At 62.9% G+C, this 21,063-nt stretch carries 22 protein-coding genes; 14 read left to right on the top strand and 8 right to left on the bottom strand.

Going from position 1 to position 21,063, the window contains the following annotated elements; all coding sequences use genetic code 11:
- The first annotated feature begins 13 nt into the window (after positions 1-13).
- The 3 genes from acuI to PG899_RS19395 all read left to right on the top strand — a co-directional run bounded on the left by acuI (position 14) and on the right by PG899_RS19395 (position 1,662).
- Entirely contained in the window at positions 14-994 is a 981-nt protein-coding gene (gene acuI, locus PG899_RS19405; RefSeq protein WP_077097043.1) for an acrylyl-CoA reductase (NADPH), read from the top strand.
- Positions 995-1,068: 74 nt separating this feature from the next.
- Positions 1,069-1,191, top strand: coding sequence for a hypothetical protein (locus tag PG899_RS19400; protein WP_016349017.1), 123 nt, complete (start codon positions 1,069-1,071; stop codon positions 1,189-1,191).
- A gap of 129 nt (positions 1,192-1,320) precedes the next feature.
- Complete coding sequence (locus PG899_RS19395; RefSeq protein WP_011704195.1) at positions 1,321-1,662, top strand: DUF2799 domain-containing protein; 342 nt, start codon at positions 1,321-1,323, stop codon at positions 1,660-1,662.
- Positions 1,663-1,675: 13 nt separating this feature from the next.
- On the opposite strand, the gene PG899_RS19390 is transcribed toward PG899_RS19395, so the two are convergent.
- Both PG899_RS19390 and PG899_RS19385 read right to left on the bottom strand, forming a co-directional pair.
- A complete protein-coding gene (locus PG899_RS19390) occupies positions 1,676-1,846 on the bottom strand; it encodes a hypothetical protein (protein ID WP_005307551.1) in 171 nt (56 codons plus the stop codon).
- Between the two features lie 105 nt (positions 1,847-1,951).
- Positions 1,952-2,386 (bottom strand): flagellar basal body-associated FliL family protein, encoded by a 435-nt coding sequence (locus PG899_RS19385; RefSeq protein ID WP_011704197.1) that lies wholly within the window; start codon positions 2,384-2,386, stop codon positions 1,952-1,954.
- Between the two features lie 145 nt (positions 2,387-2,531).
- On the opposite strand from PG899_RS19385, the gene PG899_RS19380 reads away from it, so the two are divergent.
- Both PG899_RS19380 and ubiA read left to right on the top strand, forming a co-directional pair.
- A complete protein-coding gene (locus PG899_RS19380) occupies positions 2,532-3,068 on the top strand; it encodes a chorismate--pyruvate lyase family protein (protein ID WP_077097041.1) in 537 nt (178 codons plus the stop codon).
- Positions 3,065-3,928 carry a 4-hydroxybenzoate octaprenyltransferase gene (gene ubiA, locus PG899_RS19375; RefSeq protein WP_011704199.1) on the top strand — a complete coding sequence of 288 codons (864 nt, stop codon included), beginning with the start codon at positions 3,065-3,067 and terminating at the stop codon, positions 3,926-3,928. Before PG899_RS19380 ends, ubiA begins: the two co-directional genes overlap by 4 nt.
- 65 nt (positions 3,929-3,993) lie before the next feature.
- On the opposite strand, the gene plsB is transcribed toward ubiA, so the two are convergent.
- Positions 3,994-6,417 carry a glycerol-3-phosphate 1-O-acyltransferase PlsB gene (gene plsB, locus PG899_RS19370; RefSeq protein WP_077097039.1) on the bottom strand — a complete coding sequence of 808 codons (2,424 nt, stop codon included), beginning with the start codon at positions 6,415-6,417 and terminating at the stop codon, positions 3,994-3,996.
- Between the two features lie 204 nt (positions 6,418-6,621).
- Here plsB and lexA point away from each other — a divergent pair, with 204 nt between their 5' ends.
- From lexA to dinF, 4 genes are all read left to right on the top strand, one after another.
- Complete coding sequence (gene lexA, locus PG899_RS19365) at positions 6,622-7,245, top strand: transcriptional repressor LexA (protein ID WP_077097037.1); 624 nt, start codon at positions 6,622-6,624, stop codon at positions 7,243-7,245.
- A 439-nt stretch (positions 7,246-7,684) separates the two neighbouring features.
- A complete protein-coding gene (locus PG899_RS19360; protein WP_011704202.1) occupies positions 7,685-7,972 on the top strand; it encodes a hypothetical protein in 288 nt (95 codons plus the stop codon).
- A gap of 221 nt (positions 7,973-8,193) precedes the next feature.
- Complete coding sequence (locus tag PG899_RS19355; RefSeq protein ID WP_016349021.1) at positions 8,194-8,820, top strand: SCO family protein; 627 nt, start codon at positions 8,194-8,196, stop codon at positions 8,818-8,820.
- Positions 8,821-8,842: 22 nt separating this feature from the next.
- Positions 8,843-10,228, top strand: coding sequence for an MATE family efflux transporter DinF (gene dinF / locus PG899_RS19350; protein WP_077097033.1), 1,386 nt, complete (start codon positions 8,843-8,845; stop codon positions 10,226-10,228).
- 28 nt (positions 10,229-10,256) lie between these two features.
- Here dinF and trmL read toward each other — a convergent pair whose 3' ends face one another.
- The 3 genes from trmL to PG899_RS19335 all read right to left on the bottom strand — a co-directional run bounded on the left by trmL (position 10,257) and on the right by PG899_RS19335 (position 12,843).
- Positions 10,257-10,727: a tRNA (uridine(34)/cytosine(34)/5-carboxymethylaminomethyluridine(34)-2'-O)-methyltransferase TrmL gene (gene trmL, locus PG899_RS19345; protein ID WP_190284341.1), complete on the bottom strand. Its 471-nt coding sequence runs from the start codon at positions 10,725-10,727 to the stop codon at positions 10,257-10,259.
- Between the two features lie 68 nt (positions 10,728-10,795).
- Positions 10,796-12,151, bottom strand: a complete 1,356-nt coding sequence (locus PG899_RS19340) for an ATP-binding protein (RefSeq protein WP_016349024.1) — start codon at positions 12,149-12,151, stop codon at positions 10,796-10,798.
- The gene (locus tag PG899_RS19335; protein ID WP_065480266.1) at positions 12,148-12,843 is read right to left on the bottom strand and encodes a response regulator; all 696 of its coding nucleotides are present in this window, start codon (positions 12,841-12,843) and stop codon (positions 12,148-12,150) included. The genes PG899_RS19340 and PG899_RS19335 overlap by 4 nt, the downstream gene beginning before the upstream one ends.
- An 86-nt stretch (positions 12,844-12,929) precedes the next feature.
- On the opposite strand from PG899_RS19335, the gene fieF reads away from it, so the two are divergent.
- From fieF to PG899_RS19315, 4 genes are all read left to right on the top strand, one after another.
- Entirely contained in the window at positions 12,930-13,841 is a 912-nt protein-coding gene (fieF, locus tag PG899_RS19330) for a cation efflux pump FieF (protein ID WP_016349026.1), read from the top strand.
- Between the two features lie 8 nt (positions 13,842-13,849).
- Positions 13,850-14,629, top strand: a complete 780-nt coding sequence (cysE, locus tag PG899_RS19325; RefSeq protein ID WP_011704210.1) for a serine O-acetyltransferase — start codon at positions 13,850-13,852, stop codon at positions 14,627-14,629.
- A 21-nt stretch (positions 14,630-14,650) separates the two neighbouring features.
- Positions 14,651-15,931 (top strand): hypothetical protein, encoded by a 1,281-nt coding sequence (locus PG899_RS19320; RefSeq protein ID WP_077098144.1) that lies wholly within the window; start codon positions 14,651-14,653, stop codon positions 15,929-15,931.
- Between the two features lie 246 nt (positions 15,932-16,177).
- Entirely contained in the window at positions 16,178-16,387 is a 210-nt protein-coding gene (locus PG899_RS19315) for a cell division protein ZapB (protein ID WP_016349028.1), read from the top strand.
- Between the two features lie 72 nt (positions 16,388-16,459).
- Here PG899_RS19315 and elbB read toward each other — a convergent pair whose 3' ends face one another.
- Positions 16,460-17,110: an isoprenoid biosynthesis glyoxalase ElbB gene (gene elbB / locus PG899_RS19310; protein ID WP_077098148.1), complete on the bottom strand. Its 651-nt coding sequence runs from the start codon at positions 17,108-17,110 to the stop codon at positions 16,460-16,462.
- Positions 17,111-17,510: 400 nt separating this feature from the next.
- Between elbB and polA the strand changes: the two genes are divergently transcribed.
- Entirely contained in the window at positions 17,511-20,264 is a 2,754-nt protein-coding gene (gene polA, locus PG899_RS19305) for a DNA polymerase I (RefSeq protein ID WP_077098150.1), read from the top strand.
- A 79-nt stretch (positions 20,265-20,343) separates the two neighbouring features.
- Here polA and PG899_RS19300 read toward each other — a convergent pair whose 3' ends face one another.
- Positions 20,344-20,883, bottom strand: coding sequence for a gamma carbonic anhydrase family protein (locus PG899_RS19300; protein WP_041216372.1), 540 nt, complete (start codon positions 20,881-20,883; stop codon positions 20,344-20,346).
- Positions 20,884-21,063 lie beyond the last annotated feature (180 nt).

Raw genomic sequence — 21,063 nt, 5'->3', positions numbered from 1 at the left:
CAAAGAGGCAACCATGTTCAAGGCTCTGTTACTGGAAAACCAAGACGGCAAGACGGTGCCGACCCTGACCCGGCTGGACGAGAGCCAGCTGCCGGCCGGCGAGGTGCGGGTGGTGGTGAGCTACAGCTCCCTCAACTACAAGGACGGGCTGGCCATCACCGGCAAGGGCAAGATAGTGCGCCAGTGGCCGCTGGTGCCCGGCATCGACTTCGCCGGCACCGTGCTGGAATCTGCCGACGACCGCTATCAGCCGGGCGACAAAGTAGTGCTGACCGGCTGGGGCGTGGGGGAAGGCCACTGGGGCGGCATGGCCGAACAGGCGCGGGTCAAGGCCGACTGGCTGGTGCCGCTGCCGGCCGGGCTGGATGAGCGCCAGGCCATGTGCATCGGCACCGCCGGTCTGACCGCCATGCTCTGCGTGCTGGCGCTGGAAGAGGCGGGAGTGACCCCGCAGAGCGGCGAGATCCTGGTGACCGGCGCCGCCGGTGGGGTGGGCTCCACCGCCGTCGCCTTGCTGGCCGCGCTGGGTTATCAGGTGGCGGCCCTGACCGGCCGTCCAGAGGAGCAGGGCGAGCTGCTGACGGCGCTTGGCGCCAGTCGCATCGTGCCGCGCAGCGAGCTGCTGGAGCCCGCCAAGCCGCTGGAGAAGCAGCTGTGGGCCGGGGCGGTCGATACCGTCGGCAGTCAGGTGCTGGCCAAGCTGCTGGCTCAGATGAACTACGGCGGCGCCGTGGCGGCATGCGGGCTGGCAGGTGGCTTCGATCTGCCCACCAGCGTGATGCCCTTCATCCTGCGCAACGTGCGGTTGCAGGGGGTCGATTCGGTGATGTGCCCGCTGGCGCGCCGCCAATTGGCGTGGCAGCGACTGGCGCGGGATCTGCCTGCCAGCTTCTTTGCGCAGGCGGTCACCGAGATCGGGCTGGAGCAGGTGGCGGAGGCCGCCGAAGCCATCACCCAAGGGCAAATCGCAGGTCGCACCCTGGTCAAACTTTGATCCAGCCCTGACTGGCGAGCCCCATTTTTCTGGATAGACTTTGAGTGCGGGTGCACTATCCAAGGAGAATGAGCATGGGTGGACACAAGCCGGATTACGATCTCGATGACGATTGGGAGCCGGAATCCTGGGAAGAAGAGCTGGATGAATGGGAAGACGAGAGCTGGCAGGATGATGACCCTCTCGACGACCAGTAATCCGCGTATTGAATACACAGGCGGGCCTCGGGCCCGCCTGTTTTTTTGGGCGGCTCACAGGAATGGGGAGAGGCGCTTGGAGGGGGCTGCGGCTCTGGCTAGAATGAACTGCCCAAACGACACTCAAGGATGATTATGCGACTCTCGGTGATAGTGTTTGCCGTTCTGCTCGGGGGCTGCGCCTCCCATTCGGACGATCCGTGCGAGAAGGTGTGGAGCGAGGTGGGGGAGGCCGATGGCAAGCTGGGCTTTACCGCCGAGCGGGTCGAGTTTCATCAGGCCCAGTGCGGCGAGAAGGTGGATGCCGAGCTGTGGAAACAGGGGCATCAGAAGGGCCTGGCCTGGTATTGCCGGCCGGAGCACCTCTATCTGGCGGGCCGTTCCGGTGGCGAGTATCGCGGGGTCTGCCCCAATGACGTCCAGGCGCGCCGGCTGTTCGAGCAGGGCCGCCAGGGCTGGACCGATCAATAGCCGGGCTGGCGGCTCAGGCTTCTTTCTCTTTCAACCGCAGCGGCTGACACAGATAGCTCTTGTCGTTGGCGCTGCGGGCACACTTGCCGCAGACGAACTTGGGTTTGCGCACGATTTTGCGCAGGGTCTTGAGATCGGCCGGGATCTCGCTGCGACGCCATTCACACAGGGTCTTGTTGCCCATCTCGACTACCTCGACAACTCGGTGGGCCCTAGTGTAATCAATTTTCATTTCTAAAACAGCGAGCGGGCCCGGATGATCTCGCGGCCCGCTCGTGGTGACGGGAGATTACTGATAGAGGAACTTGGTAAAGATCAGCTCGCGCACCGCCTTCTTGCCGGTTTCCTTCACCAGCAGCTCGTTGGCCCTAGTCTGGCACTCCTTGCGCAGGTCTTCGCGGCTGACCAGCGACTTGATCTGGTCGGCACTCTTGCTGCCCATCAGGCGGATGATGGCGTCACGAATGAGGGGGTCATGCTGCTCCAGCAGCTTGAGGTCGGCCTCGTTCTCGGCCATCAGCTCCACCGTCACCCGGACGTAGCCGAGGGTTTTGCCATCGCTCAGGTAGTTGGTGATGATGTCGGGATCCAGCAGGTGATAGAAGAAACCCGGCTTGGCGGCGGCAGCTTCCCCTTCTGCAGGGGCTTCCCCCCCTTCGGAGGCATAGGCCTGAAGTGCACCGCAGCTTAGTAACAACACCAGCAGAAATTTGAATAGCTTCATAGGGATGGCTCATCAGCAAGAGATACCCCATTTTTGATGCTGCCATCGGGGCCGTCAAGCACGGATGTTCTTACAATTCTCGATTGATTTACGGATAATAAACCGGATTTTAACCTGATAACGGAAATCTCCGGATGGTGAAGCTGTGAAGTCCGAGTTGACTGTTCCCCTTGCCCGGCTCGTGCCCTGGCAGACGCCCGCGCAGTGCGAGCCGCCCGAGGCCTTGCTGCCCTGGTTGCTGGAGGCCGATTCCATGACCCGGCGCCTGCGCCGCCACAATCGCCACTTCTCGGTACAACTGTTTGGCAATCGCAGCGTCGCCCTCGACGCCGACGAGCAGCAGCTGGTGGTCGCCGAGCACCCCATGGGGCTGTGCCGCGAGGTGATCCTGCACGGCGATCATGGGCCGGCCGTGCTGGGCTGGACCCTGTTTGCCGAAGCGGCCCTGCAAGAGAGCGGTCTGCGCGAGCTGGGTGAGCAACCCCTGGGCGAACGTATCTTCGGTGACGAGCCTGCCCGGCGCGATAACCTGCAACTGGCCTGTTTCGAGATTGCGAGCAATCCCTGGTGTCCGGCCGGCACCGTCTGGGGACGTCGTTCCCGTCTGTTTCTGGGGCAATGGCCACTGCTGGTCCATGAACTCTTCTTGCCCTCTCTGTCATGCAACAAGGAGCTGGAGTGAATCTGTTAACCAAGGAGCGGGGACTGGCCTACGTGCAGTTGGCCCGCATCGACAAGCCCATCGGTACCCTGCTGCTGCTGTGGCCGACCCTGTGGGCACTGTGGCTGGCGGCTGACGGCCTGCCGGATCTCTGGACCCTGCTGGTGTTCGTGGTGGGGGTGTTTCTGATGCGCTCCGCCGGTTGCGTCATCAACGACTATGCGGATCGCAACTTCGACGGTCACGTGAAGCGCACCGCCGGCCGGCCGCTGCCCATGGGCAAGGTCAAGCCGCGGGAGGTGCTGGCGCTGTTTGCGGTGCTGGCGCTCATCTCGTTCGCCCTGGTGCTGACCATGAACCCGCTCACCATCGGCCTGTCGTTCGCGGCCCTACTGCTGGCGGTCTGCTACCCCTTCATGAAGCGCTACATCCCGATCCCCCAGCTGGTGCTCGGCATGGCCTTCTCCTGGTCGATTCCCATGGCCTATGCTGCTCAGGCCAACGCCTTGCCGGCGGTGGCCTGGCTGGTGTTTCTCGCCAACCTGCTGTGGACCATCGCCTACGACACCCAGTACGCCATGGTGGACCGGGACGACGACCTCAAGCTCGGCCTCAAGTCGAGCGCCATCCTGTTCGGCCGCCACGACAAGCGGATCATCGGCGCGCTGCAGCTGCTGACCCTGCTGATCCTGCTGCTGGTGGGGCAGCTGAGCGAGCTGGGCTCCAGCTACTACTGGTCGCTCTTGGCGGCGGCGGCGCTGTTCGTCTATCAGCAGCGGCTGATCCGTGAGCGGCAGCGGGAGGCCTGCTTCCAGGCGTTTCTCAACAACAACTACGTGGGGGCGCTGATCTTTGCCGGGGTAGTGATCAACTACCTGTAAGCCCGCTCCTGTCATGAAAAAAGGCCGCATGTTGCGGCCTTTTTTATGGTGTCGTGCGAGCGGGGTCAGAGCCGGTTGCCAGCCTGGATGGTGCGGCGGATCTTGGTGCTCAGCAGCGGCACTATGTTGTCTGCCAGCGCCTGGAAGCGGCCCAGATCCGGCTTGCAGCCCGGGTCGAGGTAGCCTTCGCTGCGCAGGGTGTGGATCAGGGTGCTGAACAGCTTTTGGTCGAAGAACTCGGGGGCGTTGATGCCGTGCAGGGTGCCGAGGCGCTCTGCCATCATCAGGCCGTCCGCCTCCAGCTGCTCGGCCTCGATGCGGGGCTGGGCCAGCACCCGGGTCAGCACGATGGCGTAGCGTTGCAGGGTCTCCTGAATGCTCTCCGCCAGCAACAGCAGGCGGGTCTGGTTGACCGGATTGACCCAGAAGCCGCCGTCGCGGGCCTCGATCAGCTGCTGGCGCTGCAGTTCGGCCAGCAGGGCATCGACCAGCTCCGGCAACTCGTCCTCTTCGTAGCGCAGGAACAGCTCGGTCTTGAGCAGCGGGTAGATGTCGATGCAACGGGCAACGATTTCGCTGCGGGAGATCCCCTCGCAGCGCTCGATCAGGGCCGCTACCAGGGAGGGCATGGCGAATAGATGGAGGATGTTGTTGCGGTAGTAGGTCAGCAGGATCGCCTGATAGCGGTCCAGGCTGACGATCTGGCCCAGCTTGTCCTCGCTCACCTCGAACTTGTTGAGCTCCATCGCCTGATCCAGCAGGGTCTTGGCATCCTCGTCCGGGATGGTGCTGTGCGGGCTGTAGGGCACCTGCTTGAGCAGGTCCAGATAGGTGTTGAGCTGGGCTTGCAGTTCGTCGCGGGTCAGGGCATGGCGCTCGGCGGCCAGCAGCGCCAGCGCGCTCAGGGTCAGGCCGTTGACGGCGGCAGCCCCGTTGATGCGGGTCATCAGCAGCTCGGCCAGCTGGTTGACGGTGCCCGCCATCCACTCCGGACGCTCCTCTTCTCCGATGTGCTGTTTCCAGTCGGGTATATGCTCGCTCAGGTAGCTGTTGAGGGTCAGCGGTTCGCCGAAGTTGACGAAGCCCCGGCCGTAGTTGCGCAGCTTGCGCAGGATGCCGAGCACCTGCAGGAAGCTCTCCTTCTCCTTGCGGCTGCCCTTGAGCTCGTTGTGGTAGGTGTTCACCTCCATCACGTGCTCGTAGCCCAGATAGACGGGCACCAGGGTCACCGGTCTGTCCAGCCCGCGCATCATGGCCTGCAGGGTCATCGCCAGCATGCCGGTCTTGGGCGGCAGCAGGCGGCCGGTACGCGAACGCCCGCCCTCGGTGAAGAACTCCACCGAATAACCTTTGGCAAACAGCAGGTTGAGGTATTCCCGGAATACCGTGCTGTAGAGCGGGTTGCCCTTGAAGGTGCGGCGGATGAAGAAGGCGCCGCCGTGGCGGAAGATCGGGCCCGCCGGCCAGAAGTTGAGGTTGATGCCCGCCGCGATGTGGGGCGGCACCATACCCTGGTGGTAGATGACGTAGGAGAGCAGCAGATAGTCCATGTGGCTGCGATGGCAGGGCACATAGACGATCTCGTGTCCTTCCTGGGCCAGCTGGCGCACTTTCTCGGCGCCGTTGACCGAGAGGCCGCGGTAGAGCTTGTTCCACAGCCAGCCGAGGAAGCTTTCGCCGAGCCGGATCAGCCGGTAGGAGAAGTCGGAGGCGATCTCGTCCATGTAGCCGTGGGCCCGTTTCTGGGCTTTCTCCAGGCTGATCCCCTCGCGCTGGGCCTCTTCCTCGATGGCTTGCTGAATGACGTTCGAATCGAGCAGCTGTTTGAACAGCAGGTTGCGGTTGGGCAGCTTGGGGCCGGTGGCGGCCAGCTGCTGGCGGCTGAAGTGGGTACGGGCGACCCGAGCCAGCTTGTGGGCGATGGCCTCGTCGGTGCCGTGCTTGTCCGCCATGTGACGCAGGGAGAGCGGCGGGGAGAAGCGCACCAGGTTCTCGCGTCCCTTGAGGATCACGATGAGCGCCTTCTTGAGGCGGTTTGGTGCCAGGCTGCTGATGATGTTCCAGCCGGAGGCCTCCTCGCCTTCCCGGCCGGGGGCACGGCCCCAGAACAGGGTGACGGGGACCACCTGGATATCCAGCGCCGGATCCTGCTTGTGCAGATCCAGCAGCTGGTGGAACTCCTGCAGGAAGGGCAGCGGCTTGCTGCGCTTGCCGAACAGGGGAGGCGGACGGTCCAGACAGACATAACGGGGCAGCAACTGGCCGTTCAGCTCCAGCGGGGTGAAGGGGCCGGGCAGGCCGAGATCCTCGCAGCACTGTTGCAGGGTCATCAGGTCGGTGATCGAGCTGGTCTTCAGGGCGTAGACGATGGGTCTGGCCGGATCCAGCTTGAGCTCGGTGATGGGATTTTCCGGCAGGCTCTTGTGATTGACCAAGCCGCTGACCGGCCATTGCAAGATGGCTCTGGAAATGTTCTGTCCAAGGGACATGTGCGTCTGCTCTCCAAAAAAATGCGGCGTGAGCATAGCAAATCACCGACAGCTTGTCGCCGAGAGGTACGATGAGTCGGCTGCGCGGGATCAAATCTGCAGCAAATGAGTGCCGGGCCGCGACAAATGTCAGCTGCGCCTTGCCTTGGCCACTGCACTGTATATACTGCCAGTGTGCTGTATAAAAAGACAGGTGCCCATGCTATGAAACCCCTTACTCCCCGCCAGGCCGAAGTGCTGGAGTTGATCAAGGCGAACATGAACGAAACCGGCATGCCGCCGACTCGCGCCGAGATAGCCCAGAAGCTTGGTTTCAAGTCGGCTAATGCGGCCGAGGAACATCTGAAGGCCCTGGCCAAAAAGGGGGTCATCGAGATCATGCCGGGCACGTCCCGCGGCATCCGCCTGTTGCTCGAAGAGGAAGAGCAACTGGAAGAGAGCGGTCTGCCGCTGATCGGCAAGGTGGCCGCCGGCGAACCCATCCTGGCGCAGGAACATATCGAGAGCCACTACCAGGTGGATCCGGCCCTGTTTCACCCGCGGGCTGACTTCCTGCTGCGGGTACAGGGCATGAGCATGAAGAACATCGGCATTCTGGATGGCGATCTGCTGGCGGTTCACAAGACCCAGGAGGTGCGCAACGGCCAGGTAGTGGTGGCACGGCTCGACGAAGATGTCACCGTCAAGCGCTTCCAGCGCAAGGGCAGCCAGGTGTGGCTGCTGCCGGAGAACGAAGAGCTCTCCCCCATTGAGGTGGATCTCTCCTGTCAGCAGCTCATCATCGAGGGGCTGGCGGTCGGCGTCATTCGCAACGCCGACTGGATGTAATCCTTGCCATGAAATGGCCTCCTGCGGGAGGCCGTTTCGTTTCTGTACTCCTTTCCCCATGATTTCAATCAGATCCTGATACCCGCTACTTTTGTCTGCGGGCGGTGACCGCAGGCGATTCATTTCAGATATATCATTTGGTAAGGCGGACTCGTTGGCTTGAGCCGCCCCCGCTGCTCGCCATGACGCGCGTTATCCAGATCGCTGATAGCAGGAACCCGGAGGGCAGCAGGGAAAAACAACAGCCTCGTGCGGTGTGCAGGCCACATCTGGCAAAGAGGCGCTTGCGGGATAGAAGGGAGAGTGGTCAGCAGGGTGCCGGCAGTCGGCACCGCAGCGGCACACTCGCGCAGTCGACACGCGGCAGTCATCGATTCATTCACCCTGGTGGTGATGGGCGGTGCCGGTTGGCGTGACCTGTTGATCGAGGAGGACAGGTATGGCTTCAAGCTCGCCATGGGATCCGGGTCTGGCATCGCCCGTTTCTTCCATCACCCGTTTCATCAAGGGTAACCGGATGACCCGTTTCTATGCCCTCTGGGTACACCACAAGGGCGCCTGCTGGACCATCTGGCTGGGGTGCCCCAAGGACAAGATTGTCCGGCTGGTGCGCCTGTTTCACAGCCATCATGACGGCGGGCTGGCCGACGCTCCCTGGACCGCCCCCGTCATTCCGCTGCGGGCACAGTCCAGACGCCCGCATGAGCGGCGTCGACAACAGCCCTGAGCGTCACTGCTTCTTGTGCAGCCCCACCTTATGGTGGGGCTGTTGTTTTGGGCGGGTTCGGGCCGGTATCACCGGCCCTTGCGTCATCTTCTGACGGAAGTTGGCCAGCGAACGGGCATCCGCTACAAGGGGGTGACCGGTCCGGCGCCGGCTGGGTTACAATGGCTCTTCCATTCGGGCCCGGTTGGCGGGTATGTCGAAGTGAAAGGGTCTGTTCTCTTATGGTTAAACCGCGTTACCCCTTGCTGTTTCTGCTGCTGGTCGGGGGCATGATGGCCGGATTTTACTGGAACCAGCCCTCCCTGCCCGAGCATGCCGACTACTATCCGGCGGGGCGGGACATCAATCCGTTCGCCTTCACCGATCAGGATGGCCAACCCTTCGTCCCTGCCAGCCTGACCGGCCACTGGACCTTCCTGTTCGTCGGCTACACCTTCTGCCCAGACATCTGCCCGACCACCCTGGCGGATCTGCGTTCCGTCTACCCCGAGCTGAAAAAGATCGCCCCGAACAGCCAGGTGGTGTTCATCTCGGCGGATCCGCAGCGGGACGACGTGGCCCGTCTCAAGACCTATACCGCTTTCTTCAACCCGGAGTTCAAGGCGGCGACCGGCCCCCACGACAAGTTGTTCCCGTTCGTGCGCAATCTGGGGCTCATCTACTCCATCGCCGACCAGGGTGAGAAGGATTACCTGATCGACCACTCCGCCTCCATTGTGCTGATCAATCCGGCCGGCAAGCTGGAGGCCGTGTTTCGCCCCCGTTTGAGCGAGGGCAGTGTGCCCAGGGTCGTCATGGCGAGCATGGTGTCGGACTTTGCCAAGATAGTGCGGCTGGACGACGCATGATGAGCAACGGATTCCCTCCGACATGCTGACCCCCGTCTGGTGGCGGGACGGGCGGCGCCACCGCGCCGTGTTTGCCCTGGCCCTGCCCATGGTGTTTTCCAATGTCACCACCCCGCTGCTGGGGCTGGTGGATACCTGGGTGATCGGTCATCTCGGTCAGGTCTGGTTCCTCGGCGGCGTGTCGGTCGGCGCCACCCTCATCAACCTGCTGTTCTGGCTGCTCGGCTTCCTGCGGATGTCCACCACGGGGCTGACCGCCCAGGCTCATGGCGCCAGCAGCCCGGCCGGCCAGCTCGACACCCTGGCCCGTGCGCTGGGGCTTGCCGTCGGGCTGGGGGTGGCGTTGCTGCTGCTGTTGCTGCCGCTGATCCCCACTCTCATCGCGCTCAGCGGTGGCTCTGCCGAGGTGCAGCACTATGCCGCCGAGTATGTTTCGGTGCGAGTCTGGAGCGCCCCGGCGGCGCTCTGCAACCTGGTGATCATGGGTTGGCTGCTGGGCATGCAGGATGCGCGCAGCCCCATGCTGCTGCTGATCTTCACCAATCTGGTCAACATGGGGCTCGATGCCTGGTTCGTGCTGGGGCTGGGTTGGCAGGTGAAAGGGGTCGCCGCTGCCTCGCTGCTGGCGGACTACAGCGCGCTCGGGTTGGGGCTTTGGCTGGTGAGCCGTCACCTGCGCCGGCTGGCCGCGTCGGTGTGGCAGGGTGCCTGGCAGCGCTGGCGCCAGTGGCCCGCGCTGCTGCGACTGCTGGCCCTGAACCGGGACATCTTCATCCGCTCCCTCTGCCTGCAACTCTGTTTCGCCTTCATGACCCTGCAGGGTGCCAGGCTGGGAGATGTGGCGGTGGCGGCCAATGCGGTGCTGCTCAACTTCCTGATGCTGATCTCCTATGGGCTGGATGGCTTCGCCTACGCGGTGGAGGCCATGGTGGGCCGCGCCATCGGGCGGCGTGATCGGCAGGGACTGCGGGAGGCCATCGTGCTCAATCTCGGCTGGGCGCTGCTGATTGCCCTGACGTTCAGCCTGCTGTTTGCGGTGGGAGGCAGTCGGCTGATCGCGCACATCACCGATCTGCCGGCGGTGATCGCCGCCGCCAACGCGCAGCTGCCCTGGCTCATCGCCATGCCGCTGCTGGCAGTCTGGTGCTTCTTGCTGGACGGGGTCTTCATCGGGGCGACCCGGGCGCGGGAGATGCGTAACAGCATGCTGGTGGCGGCACTGTGCGGCTTCTTCCCGGTCTGGTGGCTCTGTCAGGGTTGGGGCGTGGCGGCCTTGTGGGCCGCGATGGCGGCCCTGATGGCGGGGCGGGGGCTGACGCTGGGCTGGCTTTGCTGGCAGCTGGAGCGCGATGGCCGGCTGCTGCACTCAGCCCACGGGGTGGGAGAGGCGCAGCAGGCCTCCTGCTGACCTCAACGTCTGCCTGGATCTGTCGGGTTCATTCCTGCAGCGAGCCGGCGTAGCCCAGCTGGCGCCAGCTTTCGTAGACGAACACCGCCACCGCATTGGCGAGGTTCATGCTGCGGCTCTGGGGCAGCATGGGGATGCGCAGCCGCTGCTCGAACGGCAGGCTCTCGATGATCTCGATGGGCAGGCCGCGGCTCTCGGGCCCGAACAGCAGGGTATCGCCTGCGGCAAACTGCACCGCCGAATGGGCGGTGCGCCCCTTGGTGGTACAGGCGAATACCCGTGTCGGCGCCACCGCCTCCAGAAAGGCTTCGAAGCTTGGCCAGCGCTTTACCTCGGCAAACTCGTGGTAGTCGAGCCCCGCCCGCTTCACCCGCTTGTCATCCCACTCAAACCCCAGCGGTTCTATCAGGTGCAGTCGATAGCCGGTGTTGGCGCAGAGGCGGATGATGTTGCCGGTGTTGGGCGGAATTTCCGGTTGGTAGAGCACGATGTCGAGCATGACGGCGTCCTGATGGGGCGAAAAGGGCGCCAGCATACCCAGCGCCCGTACGGATGAAAAGAGCCTGCTCAGCCGATGGGCAGGCGGATGGTGATGGTCAGCCCGGCCGGTTGATTGCTGCTGGCGCGGATGGTGCCGCCGTGGCGCGCAATGGCCTCCGCGGCGATGGCCAGCCCCAGCCCGGTGCCGCCGGTCTTGGCGTTGCGGGCATCATCCACCCGGAAGAAGGGCAGGAACAGCTGGGCCTGCTGCTCCACCGGCACGCCGGGACCGTCGTCGCGGATGGTCATCACCCACTCCAGTCCCTCCCGATACCAGTCCACCTTGATGAACTCGCGGGCGTATTTGAGCGCGTTGCGCAGTGGATTCTCCAGTGCCCGGGCCAGCAGATCGGGCCACATCCGCAGCGATTCAGCCGGCAGCGGTGGCAGCCTGAGCTGCTTGCCGCTCTGGTTCGCCTCGAACATGGCGTCGTCCAGGATGGGCTCCAGCAGCTCGGCCAACGGCATCACCACCGGCGCTTCCACATGCTGCTGTACCCGCGACAGGTCGAGCAGGTCACCGATCAGCTTGTCGAGCCGGCCGATCTCCGATTCGATCCGTACCAGCTCGTTGCTGTCCCCCTGTTTGCGGCGGATCAGCGCCTGCGCCAGCTGGATGCGGGTGAGCGGGCTGCGCAGCTCGTGGGAGATGTCGGAGAGCAGCTGTTTCTGCTTCTGGATCATGTTCTTGAGGGTATCGACCATGTGGCTGACGTGATCCGCCAGCTGGCCGATCTCGTCCCGCCGCCCCAGGTTGGGGATCTGCGCCTCCAGATTGCCCTCCGCCAGCTGGGAGACCGACTGCTGCAACTGCAGGATGGGACGGGTCAGCCGCCAGGCCAGCAACAGGCAGAGCGGGGTGCTGACCAGCATGGCAATGCCGAGGATCTGGATCGGGTGATCCAGGATCTGGATGAACAGGAACAGATAGGAGTTCTCGACGTTGAGGCCGAAGTAGATGTGATAGATCTGGCCGTGATGCGTCATCTGGAAGGGGCCGGCGATGGCCCGCTTGTGCTCGCTGCCCAGCATGGGCTTGGCCGGGTTGTCCGAGTCGAGCATGAAACGGATCACGAACTTGCTCAGGCGGGTGCTGGACTGCATCTGTCCCTTGGCATCGCGCAAATAGATGTTGTCGACCGGCAGCAGGCCGGCGGCATCGATGGCCTGGGCCAGATCGAAATCCTGATTGGGGTCAGCCCCCTTCTGCAGCGCCTTCAGGTTGTTGTTGAGGCGGGTGATCTCGTGGGCCGGCAGCGGAATGATGTTGCGGGGATCCAGGGTCGGCAGGATCACCACGGCGGCCACCACCAGCAACAGCATGAACCAGAACCAGAGGAAGATCTGGGTGGAGAGACCGTTGAAGGTGCGGGCGGTTCTCATGCCTGTTCCAGCCACAGATAGCCCCTGCCGCGCACCGTCTTGAAGCGGGGCTGGCCATCGGTACGCTCAGGCAGTTTCTTGCGCAGGTTGCTCAGGTGCATGTCGATGGCGCGATCGAAGGGCTCGAGCTTCTTGCCGAGCACCAGCTCGGAGAGCTGGCTCTTGCTGACGATCTGGCCCGGGTTGCGCAGCAGGCACTCCAGCAGGCCGAATTCGGTGGCGGTCAGCTCCAGCAGTTCGCCGTGGCAGCTGGCCTGCTGCAGGCCGGGTTGCAGCACCAGATCCATGAAGCGCACCTCTTCCGAACTGCCGCCGCGCTGGGGTTGGGTGCCCTGGGTACGGCGCAGGATGGCGCGCACCCGGGCCAGCAGCTCCCGATCGTCGAACGGCTTGGCGAGATAGTCGTCAGCCCCCGCCTCCAGCCCGTTGACCCTATCCTGGCTGTCGCCACGGGCGGTCAGCATCAGCACCGGGGTGTCGTGGGTCTTGCGCAGTCGAGCCAGCATGGCGAAGCCGTTGAGCTTGGGCATCATCACGTCCAGCAGCACCAGGTTGAAGTGCTGTTCGGCCAGCCATTGCAAGCCCTCTTCGCCATCTTCGGCGACGGTCACCTGGAAGCCTTCCAGGGTCAGAATTTCGGTGAGCAACTGGGTCAGCTCGAGATCGTCGTCGACCAGGAGTATTTTGTGCATCTGAAGTCATTCCGCTGATTTTTCGCGCCAATCCGGCGTCGGGGTCAGGGTATAATAGATTTTTAACCGCAAGAGGAAAGCCGGTTTTGAGCCATCAACAATATTCCCGCTGGGTGACGCTGGCCAGCATGGCCGCCGTCACGACCGCCACCCTGCTGATCACCGGCAAGCTGATTGCCTGGCTGATGACCGACTCCTCGAGCCTGCTGGCTTCCCTCACCGACTCCTTCATGGACGTGAGCGCCTCCATCATCAACCTGCTGGCGATCCGCTACGCCCTGTCACCGGCTGACGACGAACACCGCTTCGGCCACGGCAAGGCGGAGTCGCTGGCCGGGCTGATCCAGGCGGCCTTTATCTCCGGTTCCGCCCTGCTGCTGGTGATGCACGGCATCTCCTCCCTGCTCAAGCAGGCGCCGCTGGAGCGACTCGAAGCGGGTCTGTGGGTCAGTGGTGGTTCCATCGTGCTGACCCTGCTGCTGGTCAGCTTCCAGAGCCTGGTGATCCGCAAGACCAACAGCGTGGCCATCAAGGCCGACATGCTGCACTACCGCTCCGACCTGCTGCTCAACGGCGGCGTGCTGCTGGCACTGGTGCTGGCGGGACAGGGCTGGTACTGGGCCGACGGCCTGTTTGCCATCCTGATCGGGTTGTTCCTGCTGTGGGGGGCGCTGCACATCGGCTATGAATCGGTGCAGGCGCTGCTCGATCGTCAGTTGCCAGCCGAGGAACAAGCGAGAATAATGGCCCTCTGCTGTGACGTCGAAGGTGTACACGGGGTGCATGATCTGCGCACCCGCCAATCCGGTCCGACCCGTTTCGTGCAGTTGCATCTGGAACTGGACGATCAGCTCCCTCTGGTCAAGGCCCATCAGATTGCCGATGAAGCCGAACTGGCGGTTCGTCAGGCGTTCGAGCGCATGGATGTCATCATTCATATGGACCCCATCTCCGTGGTGCACAAGGAACAGCAAGGCACTCCCTCAGAACAACAGTAGGCTGCAACATGGATGATCTGGTTGCCAGAACCTGGCAAAAAATTCAGCAAGAAGCGGCGAGCATGGCGACCGAAGAGCCCATGCTGGCCAGCTTCTTCCACTCCACCATTCTCAATCACAAGAACCTGCGTTCGGCCCTCAGCTTCCAGCTGGCCAACAAGCTCGACAGCGCCACCATGCCCGCCATCGCCCTGCGCGAGGTGATCGAGCTGGCCCTGCGCAGCGAGCCCGAGCTGCTGGCGGTCGTGGCGGCCGATATCTGCGCCGTGCAGGAGCGCGACCCGGCGGTCGATCTCTTCTCCACCCCGCTGCTCTACCTCAAGGGCTTCCATGCCCTGCAAGGCTACCGGGTCGCCAACTGGCTGTGGCGCCAGGGGCGTCGCTCGCTGGCGCTCTACCTGCAGAACCAGATTTCCGTGGTGTTCGGCGTGGACGTGCACCCGGCCGCCCGTATCGGCAAGGGCATCATGTTTGACCATGCCACCGGCATCGTGGTGGGCGAGACGGCGGTGATCGAGGACGATGTCTCCATCCTGCAGAGCGTCACCCTGGGTGGTACCGGCAAGGAGAGCGGCGATCGCCACCCCAAGATCCGGGAAGGGGTGATGATAGGGGCGGGTGCCAAGGTGCTCGGCAATATCGAGGTGGGCATGGGGGCCAAGATTGGCGCCGGCAGCGTGGTGATCAACCCGGTGCCACCGCACACCACGGTGGCGGGCGTACCCGCCAAGATCGTGGGTCGTCCGGAGTGCGACAAGCCGTCGCTGGACATGGATCAGTGTCTCTGATCCCCTGACCGAGGTGCATCGATGGCCAAGCGCTGGTCGGGTTATCTGATCCTGGGGATGTGGCTGCTCAATCTGCTGCACCTCTATCTGGGATTCTCCCCCTGGCCGGCGGCCATCGCGGCCTGGGGGGCCTCGCTGCTCACCTGGCCCTGGCTGGTGGGCGCGGCACGGCGCCAGGCGCTGGCCCTGTACGGGGCGGCGCTGGCACTGCTGATTTTCTCCTGCTGGCGGGGGGCAAGCCTCACCGCCGGTGACTGGCTGCTGCCCAACATCAACATGCTCACCATGTTTGCGGCGGTGAGTACCCTCAATCTCGCCACCTCGGGCCTCTTGATCGGCACCACCTCATGGCAAGGGCGCAAGGGGCTGTGGAGCACCATGGCCAGCCTCAACCTGCTGGGGGCCGTCATCAACCTCTCGGTGCTGTTCATCATCGGCGATCGGCTGGAACGGGGCGGTACGCTGGAGCGGCGTCAGGTGCTGGTACTGAGCCGGATCTTCTGCGCGGCGGCCTTCTGGTCCCCCTTCTTCGTCGCCATGGCGGTGGCGCTCACCTATGCGCCCGGCCTGCAGCTGTCGCGCATCCTGCCGTTCGGGGTGGTGGCGACCCTGCTGGCGATGGGGCTGACCGCCTGGCAGGTGGAACGGCTGGGGGTGGCGGACTTTGCCGGCTATCCGCTGCGGCTGCAGACTCTGGGATTGCCGGTGGCCCTGGCCCTGCTGGTGCTGCTGATCAAGCAGATCTGGCCGGATCTCGGCATCCTGGCGGTGATCGCCCTGGTGGCACCACTGCTGGCCTTTGCCTTCATGCCGAGCGCGGGGCGCGGCCCGGCCCTCAAGCGGCAGGTGGTGGAACGCTTCCCCGCCATCGGTGGCCAACTGGTGCTGTTTCTGGGGGCGGGTCTGCTGGCCGCCGGCATCAACAGTGCGTTGTCGGTGTTCGAGCTGGGTGGCGGCCACGGTTTGCCCTTCTTCCATCACTTCGGCTGGCTGGAGTCTTCGCTCACCCTGTTGCTGATCCTGTTGGTGGCCATCGTCGGGGTGCACCCGCTCATCAGCATCTCAGGATTGGCGCCGCTGTTGTGGCCGCTCTCGCCGGATCCCAGCCTGCTCGGCATGTGCTTCCTGCTGGGCTGGGGGCTGGCCACCGGTACCAGTCCGCTCTCCGGCTCCAACCTGGCGCTGGCCTCCCGCTACAACCTGAGTGCCGGGGCGATTCTGCGCGGCAACCTGCTCTACGGCCTGCTGATGTACGGGGTCGCCTGTCTGCTGCTGGGGGCCTATATCGCCCTGCACGCCTGATGATGCGGGCTTTCGGGAAGGGCGTGCAGGGCGGTTGCGCAGGGGCTAGGTGGCGACTTGTGCGGGGCCGGCTGTGGCCCGGGCGCAGGATGCGAGAAAAATAGACGCATATTTAGGCAATACATCCATGGAAGGCGCATTTTACAGCGCACCGGCTTGTTTGTGCCGATAGGCTCGGGGTATGCTGGCTTCACGCGCTTGAATCGCCCTCTGTGGGGCATCGCAATTGAACATACAGGTATGCATATGTCACTAGAAGTCCTTGAGCAACTCGAATCCAAAGTACAATCCGCCGTCGACAACATCTCCCTGCTGAAGATGGAGCTGGACGAGCTGAAAGAGCAGAACAACAAGCTGCAAGACGAGAACCATCAGCTGCGCAACGAGCACGTCGCCTGGCAAGAACGTCTGCGTGCCCTGCTGGGCAAGATGGACCAGATGGGCGAAAGCATCTGAGTCATCGCCATCCGCGAGAATTGAAAACGGGCCGCTCCATGAGCGGCCCGTTTGTTTGGGTCAGTCTGGCAATCAGAGTGCCAGCAGCTGTTTGACGGTCTTCTCGATGCCGTCTGCTGCTTCCACTATGTTGTTGGCCAGCATGTAGGCGGGGGTGGAGATCACCTTGCGCTCCTGATCCACCACGAACTCATTGACCGGGCAGTTGAGGTGGCTGCCCCCCATCGCCTCGATGGCGTTGGCGGTGCCCTCGTCGTGGCCTATGGTGGCCAGGGTGCCGGCGCCATAGATGAGCGGGATCATGGCCGGTGCGATGCAGATGTAGGCGGCCGGCTTGCCGGCCCTGGCGAAGCTCTGGCACGCCTTCAGTACATCCGGCTGGATTTGGCACTCGGCCCCCTTGATGGCGAAGTCGCACAGGTTCTTGGCGGCTCCAAAGCCACCCGGCACCAGCAGGGCATCGTAGTCGGCTGCATCCAGCTCGGCCACGTCCCTTATCTGGCCGCGGCAGAGGCGGGCCGCTTCAACCAGCACGTTGCGGCGCTCGCCTTCACTCACTTCCCCGGTCAGGTGGTTGATCACATGGAGCTGTGGAACATTGGGGGCGAAGCACTGGACTACAGCGCCCTGCCTGGCCAGCGCCAGCAGACTGATGACGGCCTCGTGGATTTCGGCCCCGTCAAAGACGCCACAGCCACTCAAGATCACGGCCACTTTTTTCATGACAGACTCCTCGTTGTTGAAAATGTGAGCCAGAATGGATTGTTGTACTTTTGTATGGTTATCGTTCGTCCTCAGCTGGTCAAGTCATCTTGCTGTGCTAGGATTGTTTCGTTTTGGATCCTGCCGTACTTACTCCCTTAAATTTTTTTCCACATTGATCGAGATCATTCAAGTCGTCTTGCGATCGGTTTTTACATGCGCAACCAATTGTTATTTATTGGTTTTTATATTTTTGTGCACAGTTTAATCACTGTGGTTCATACTGCCCCCCATTTTTGAGCACAGAGTTATCCACAGATTGATGGCCTGTGAGGATCCGCCGGCAGGGTCTTTGCCCCTCTTGGTGTGAGGGGGGCCCTGTGGCATCCTAGCGGCTGTTTATCTCTGGCAGGACGATTTCATGGCCCCTAGCAATCCCCTTATTCTGGTCGACGGCTCTTCATATCTTTACCGCGCCTTCTTTGCCTCCCAGCAGGCCGATCTGCGCACCTCGACCGGTTTGCCGAGCGGCGCCGTCCGTGTCATGGCCAACATGATGCGCAGCCTGCGCAAGCAGTACCCCGACTGCCACGTGGCCGTGGTGTTCGATGCCAAGGGCAAGACCTTCCGCGACGACATCTATCCCGAATACAAGGCCAACCGGGCCAGCATGCCGGACGATCTGCGCAGCCAGGTTGCCCCCATCCACCAGATGATCAAGGCGATGGGTTTCCCCTTCCTGATGGTGGAAGGGGTGGAGGCCGACGACGTGATCGGCACTCTGGCCCGTCAGGCGACCGAGAAGCAGCTGCCGGTGCTGATCAGCACCGGCGACAAGGACATGGCGCAGCTGGTTTCCGACCATGTCACCCTGATCGACACCATGAAGGACGTGAAGACCGATCGGGAAGGGGTGATCGAGAAGTTCGGCGTACCGCCCGAGCTCATCATCGACTACCTGGCCCTGATGGGGGACAAGGTGGACAACATCCCCGGCATGACCGGGGTTGGCGAGAAGACCGCACTGGCCTTGCTGCAGGGGATCGGCAGCATCGACGAGATCGCCGCCAACCTCGACAAGGTGGCTGCGCTCGGCTTCCGTGGCTCCAAGGCGTTCGCCGACAAGTTCCGCGAACAGGAAGAGCAGGTGCGCCTCTCCTATATGCTGGCCACCATCAAGACCGATGTGGCGCTGGATCAGAGTTTGGAAGAGCTGCAGCTCGGCCCCATCGACAAGGAGGCTCTGCTGGCGGTCTATCGTGAGTACGAGCTGCGCAACCTGATCAAAGAGTTGGAGTCCGGTGGCGCTGAGGGGAGCGAAGCCGAGGGTGATGATGAAGGTGCTGCTCCGGTAGCCGCCATCGAAACCGACTATCGCTGCATCCTGGATGAGGCGGAATTCGATGAGTGGCTGGCCCGTCTGCAGGCGGCGCCGCTGTTTGCCTTCGATACCGAGACCACCAGTCTCGACTATATGGAAGCACGCGTTGTTGGCGTCTCCTTTGCCATCGAGCCGGGCAAGGCGGCCTACGTGCCTTTCGGCCACGACTATCTGGGGGCGCCGGTGCAGCTGACCGAGGCCGTGGTGCTCGGCAAGCTCAAACCGCTGCTGGAAGATCCGGCCCGCCTCAAGGTGGGGCAGAACCTCAAGTACGATCGCAACGTGCTGCTCAACCACGGTATCGAGCTGCAGGGCATCGCCTACGACACCATGCTCGAGTCCTATGTGCTCAACTCCACTGCCAGCCGCCACGACATGGATTCGCTGGCCCGCAGATATCTGAATGCCGAGACCATCTCGTTCGAGGATATCGCCGGCAAGGGGGTCAAGCAGCTCACCTTCAACCAGATTGAACTGGAGCAGGCGGCTCCTTACGCGGCGGAAGATGCCGACATCACCCTGCGTCTGCATCAGACGCTGTGGGGCAAGCTCTCTGCCGAGCCGAGCCTCGCCAAGGTGTTCAGCGAGATCGAACTGCCGCTGCTGCCGGTGCTGGCGCGGATGGAGCGACTCGGTACCACCATCGAACCCAAGCTGCTGCACCAGCAGAGTCAGGAGATCGAAGCGCGTCTGGCAGAGCTGGAGAAACAGGCTCACGAGCTGGCCGGGCAGGAGTTCAACCTCTCCTCGCCCAAGCAGCTGGGGGAGATCCTCTTCACCAAGCTGGGGCTGCCGATCATCAAAAAGACCCCCAAGGGAGCGCCATCCACTGCGGAAGAGGTGCTTGCCGAGCTGGCGGAGACCTATGAGCTGCCGCAACTGCTGATGGAGCACCGTGGGCTGGCCAAGCTCAAGTCCACCTACACCGACAAGCTGCCGCTGATGATCAAGCTGCAGACCGGGCGGGTACACACCTCCTATCATCAGGCGGTGGCGGCGACCGGTCGGCTCTCGTCCACCGATCCCAACCTGCAGAACATCCCGGTACGCAACGAACAGGGTCGCCGCATCCGGCAGGCCTTCATCCCGTGCGCCGGTTACAAGCTGGTGGCGGCGGACTACTCCCAGATCGAGCTGCGCATCATGGCGCACCTCTCCGGCGACAAGGGGTTGCTGACTGCCTTCGCCGAGGGCAAGGACATCCACAAGGCGACCGCCGCCGAGGTGTTCGGGGTCGCGCTCGAGGCGGTGACCAGCGACATGCGCCGCAGTGCCAAGGCGATCAACTTTGGCCTCATCTATGGCATGAGTGCCTTCGGTCTGGCCAAGCAACTGGGGATCGGCCGTGCCGAAGCGCAGAAGTACATGGATCTCTACTTCGAACGCTACCCGGGTGTGCTGGAGTACATGGAGCGCACCCGCCAGCAGGCGGATGCTCAGGGTTACGTCGAAACCCTGTTTGGCCGTCGCCTCTATCTGCCGGATATCAAGTCACGCAACGCCGGTCTGCGCAAGGCGGCTGAACGGGCCGCCATCAACGCCCCCATGCAGGGTACGGCCGCCGACATCATCAAGCGCGCCATGATCAACGTGGATGGCTGGATCCGCGGGATTGAAGACCAGTCGATCCGCATGCTGATGCAGGTGCACGATGAACTGGTGTTCGAGATCCGCGAAGAGAAGCTGGATGAGTACATCGCCATCATCAAGGAGAAGATGTCAGCCGCAGCCGAGCTGCATGTGCCGCTGGTGGTGGAAGCGGGTACCGGTGACAACTGGGATCAGGCCCACTGACCTCGTCTGACGGTCATATAGCTATATAAGAAGAGAAGCCCGGCATAATGCCGGGCTTCCTGTTTGTGGCTGCCGGGGGTCAGGCCTCCTGCAGGTATTCGTCCTTGAGCAGTACATAGTTGTCGGCCGAGGTCTTGAGGAAGGCGATCTCGGCCGGCTTGAGGGCGCGGGCCTGCTGGACCGGATTGCCCATATAAAGAAAACCGGCCTCGAGCCGCTTGCCTGGCGGTACCAGACTGCCCGCCCCGATCATCACATCGTCTTCAACGATCACCCCATCCAGCAGGATGGCACCCATGCCGACCAATACCCGGTCGCCGATGGTGCAACCGTGCAGCATGGCTTTATGACCGACCGTGACATCCTCGCCGATCAGCAGCGGATAGCCGCCGGGGTTGCTGGCGCTCTTGCGGGTCAGGTGCAGCACGGTACCGTCTTGAATGTTGCTGCGCGCCCCGATGCGGATATGGTTCACATCCCCCCGTGCCGCCACCATGGGCCAGATGCTGGCATCGTCACCCAGCTGGATATCCCCCACCAGGGTGGCGCAGGGGTCCACATATACCCGTTTGCCCAATTGCGGGCGTTTTCCCTTGTAAGGTCTCAGTCGCAAGTCCATCTCGGCCTCCTTGTTTTCGGCCATTCTAGCAATTCGAGACCGGTTTCTGTGGATAAGTTTGTATAAAAGCTGTGCCTGGATATGAATAACTAAAAAAGTGTGCTTTTTTGCAATTTTATTGCCGATGAGGGGTTGCCAGAAAGAATCCGTTCCCTATAATGCGCCTCCATCGACACGGCA

This window comes from Aeromonas sp. QDB39 (assembly GCF_027707585.1).
GTDB lineage: Bacteria > Pseudomonadota > Gammaproteobacteria > Enterobacterales > Aeromonadaceae > Aeromonas > Aeromonas hydrophila.
This window is presented reverse-complemented; position numbering and strand designations above follow the sequence as displayed.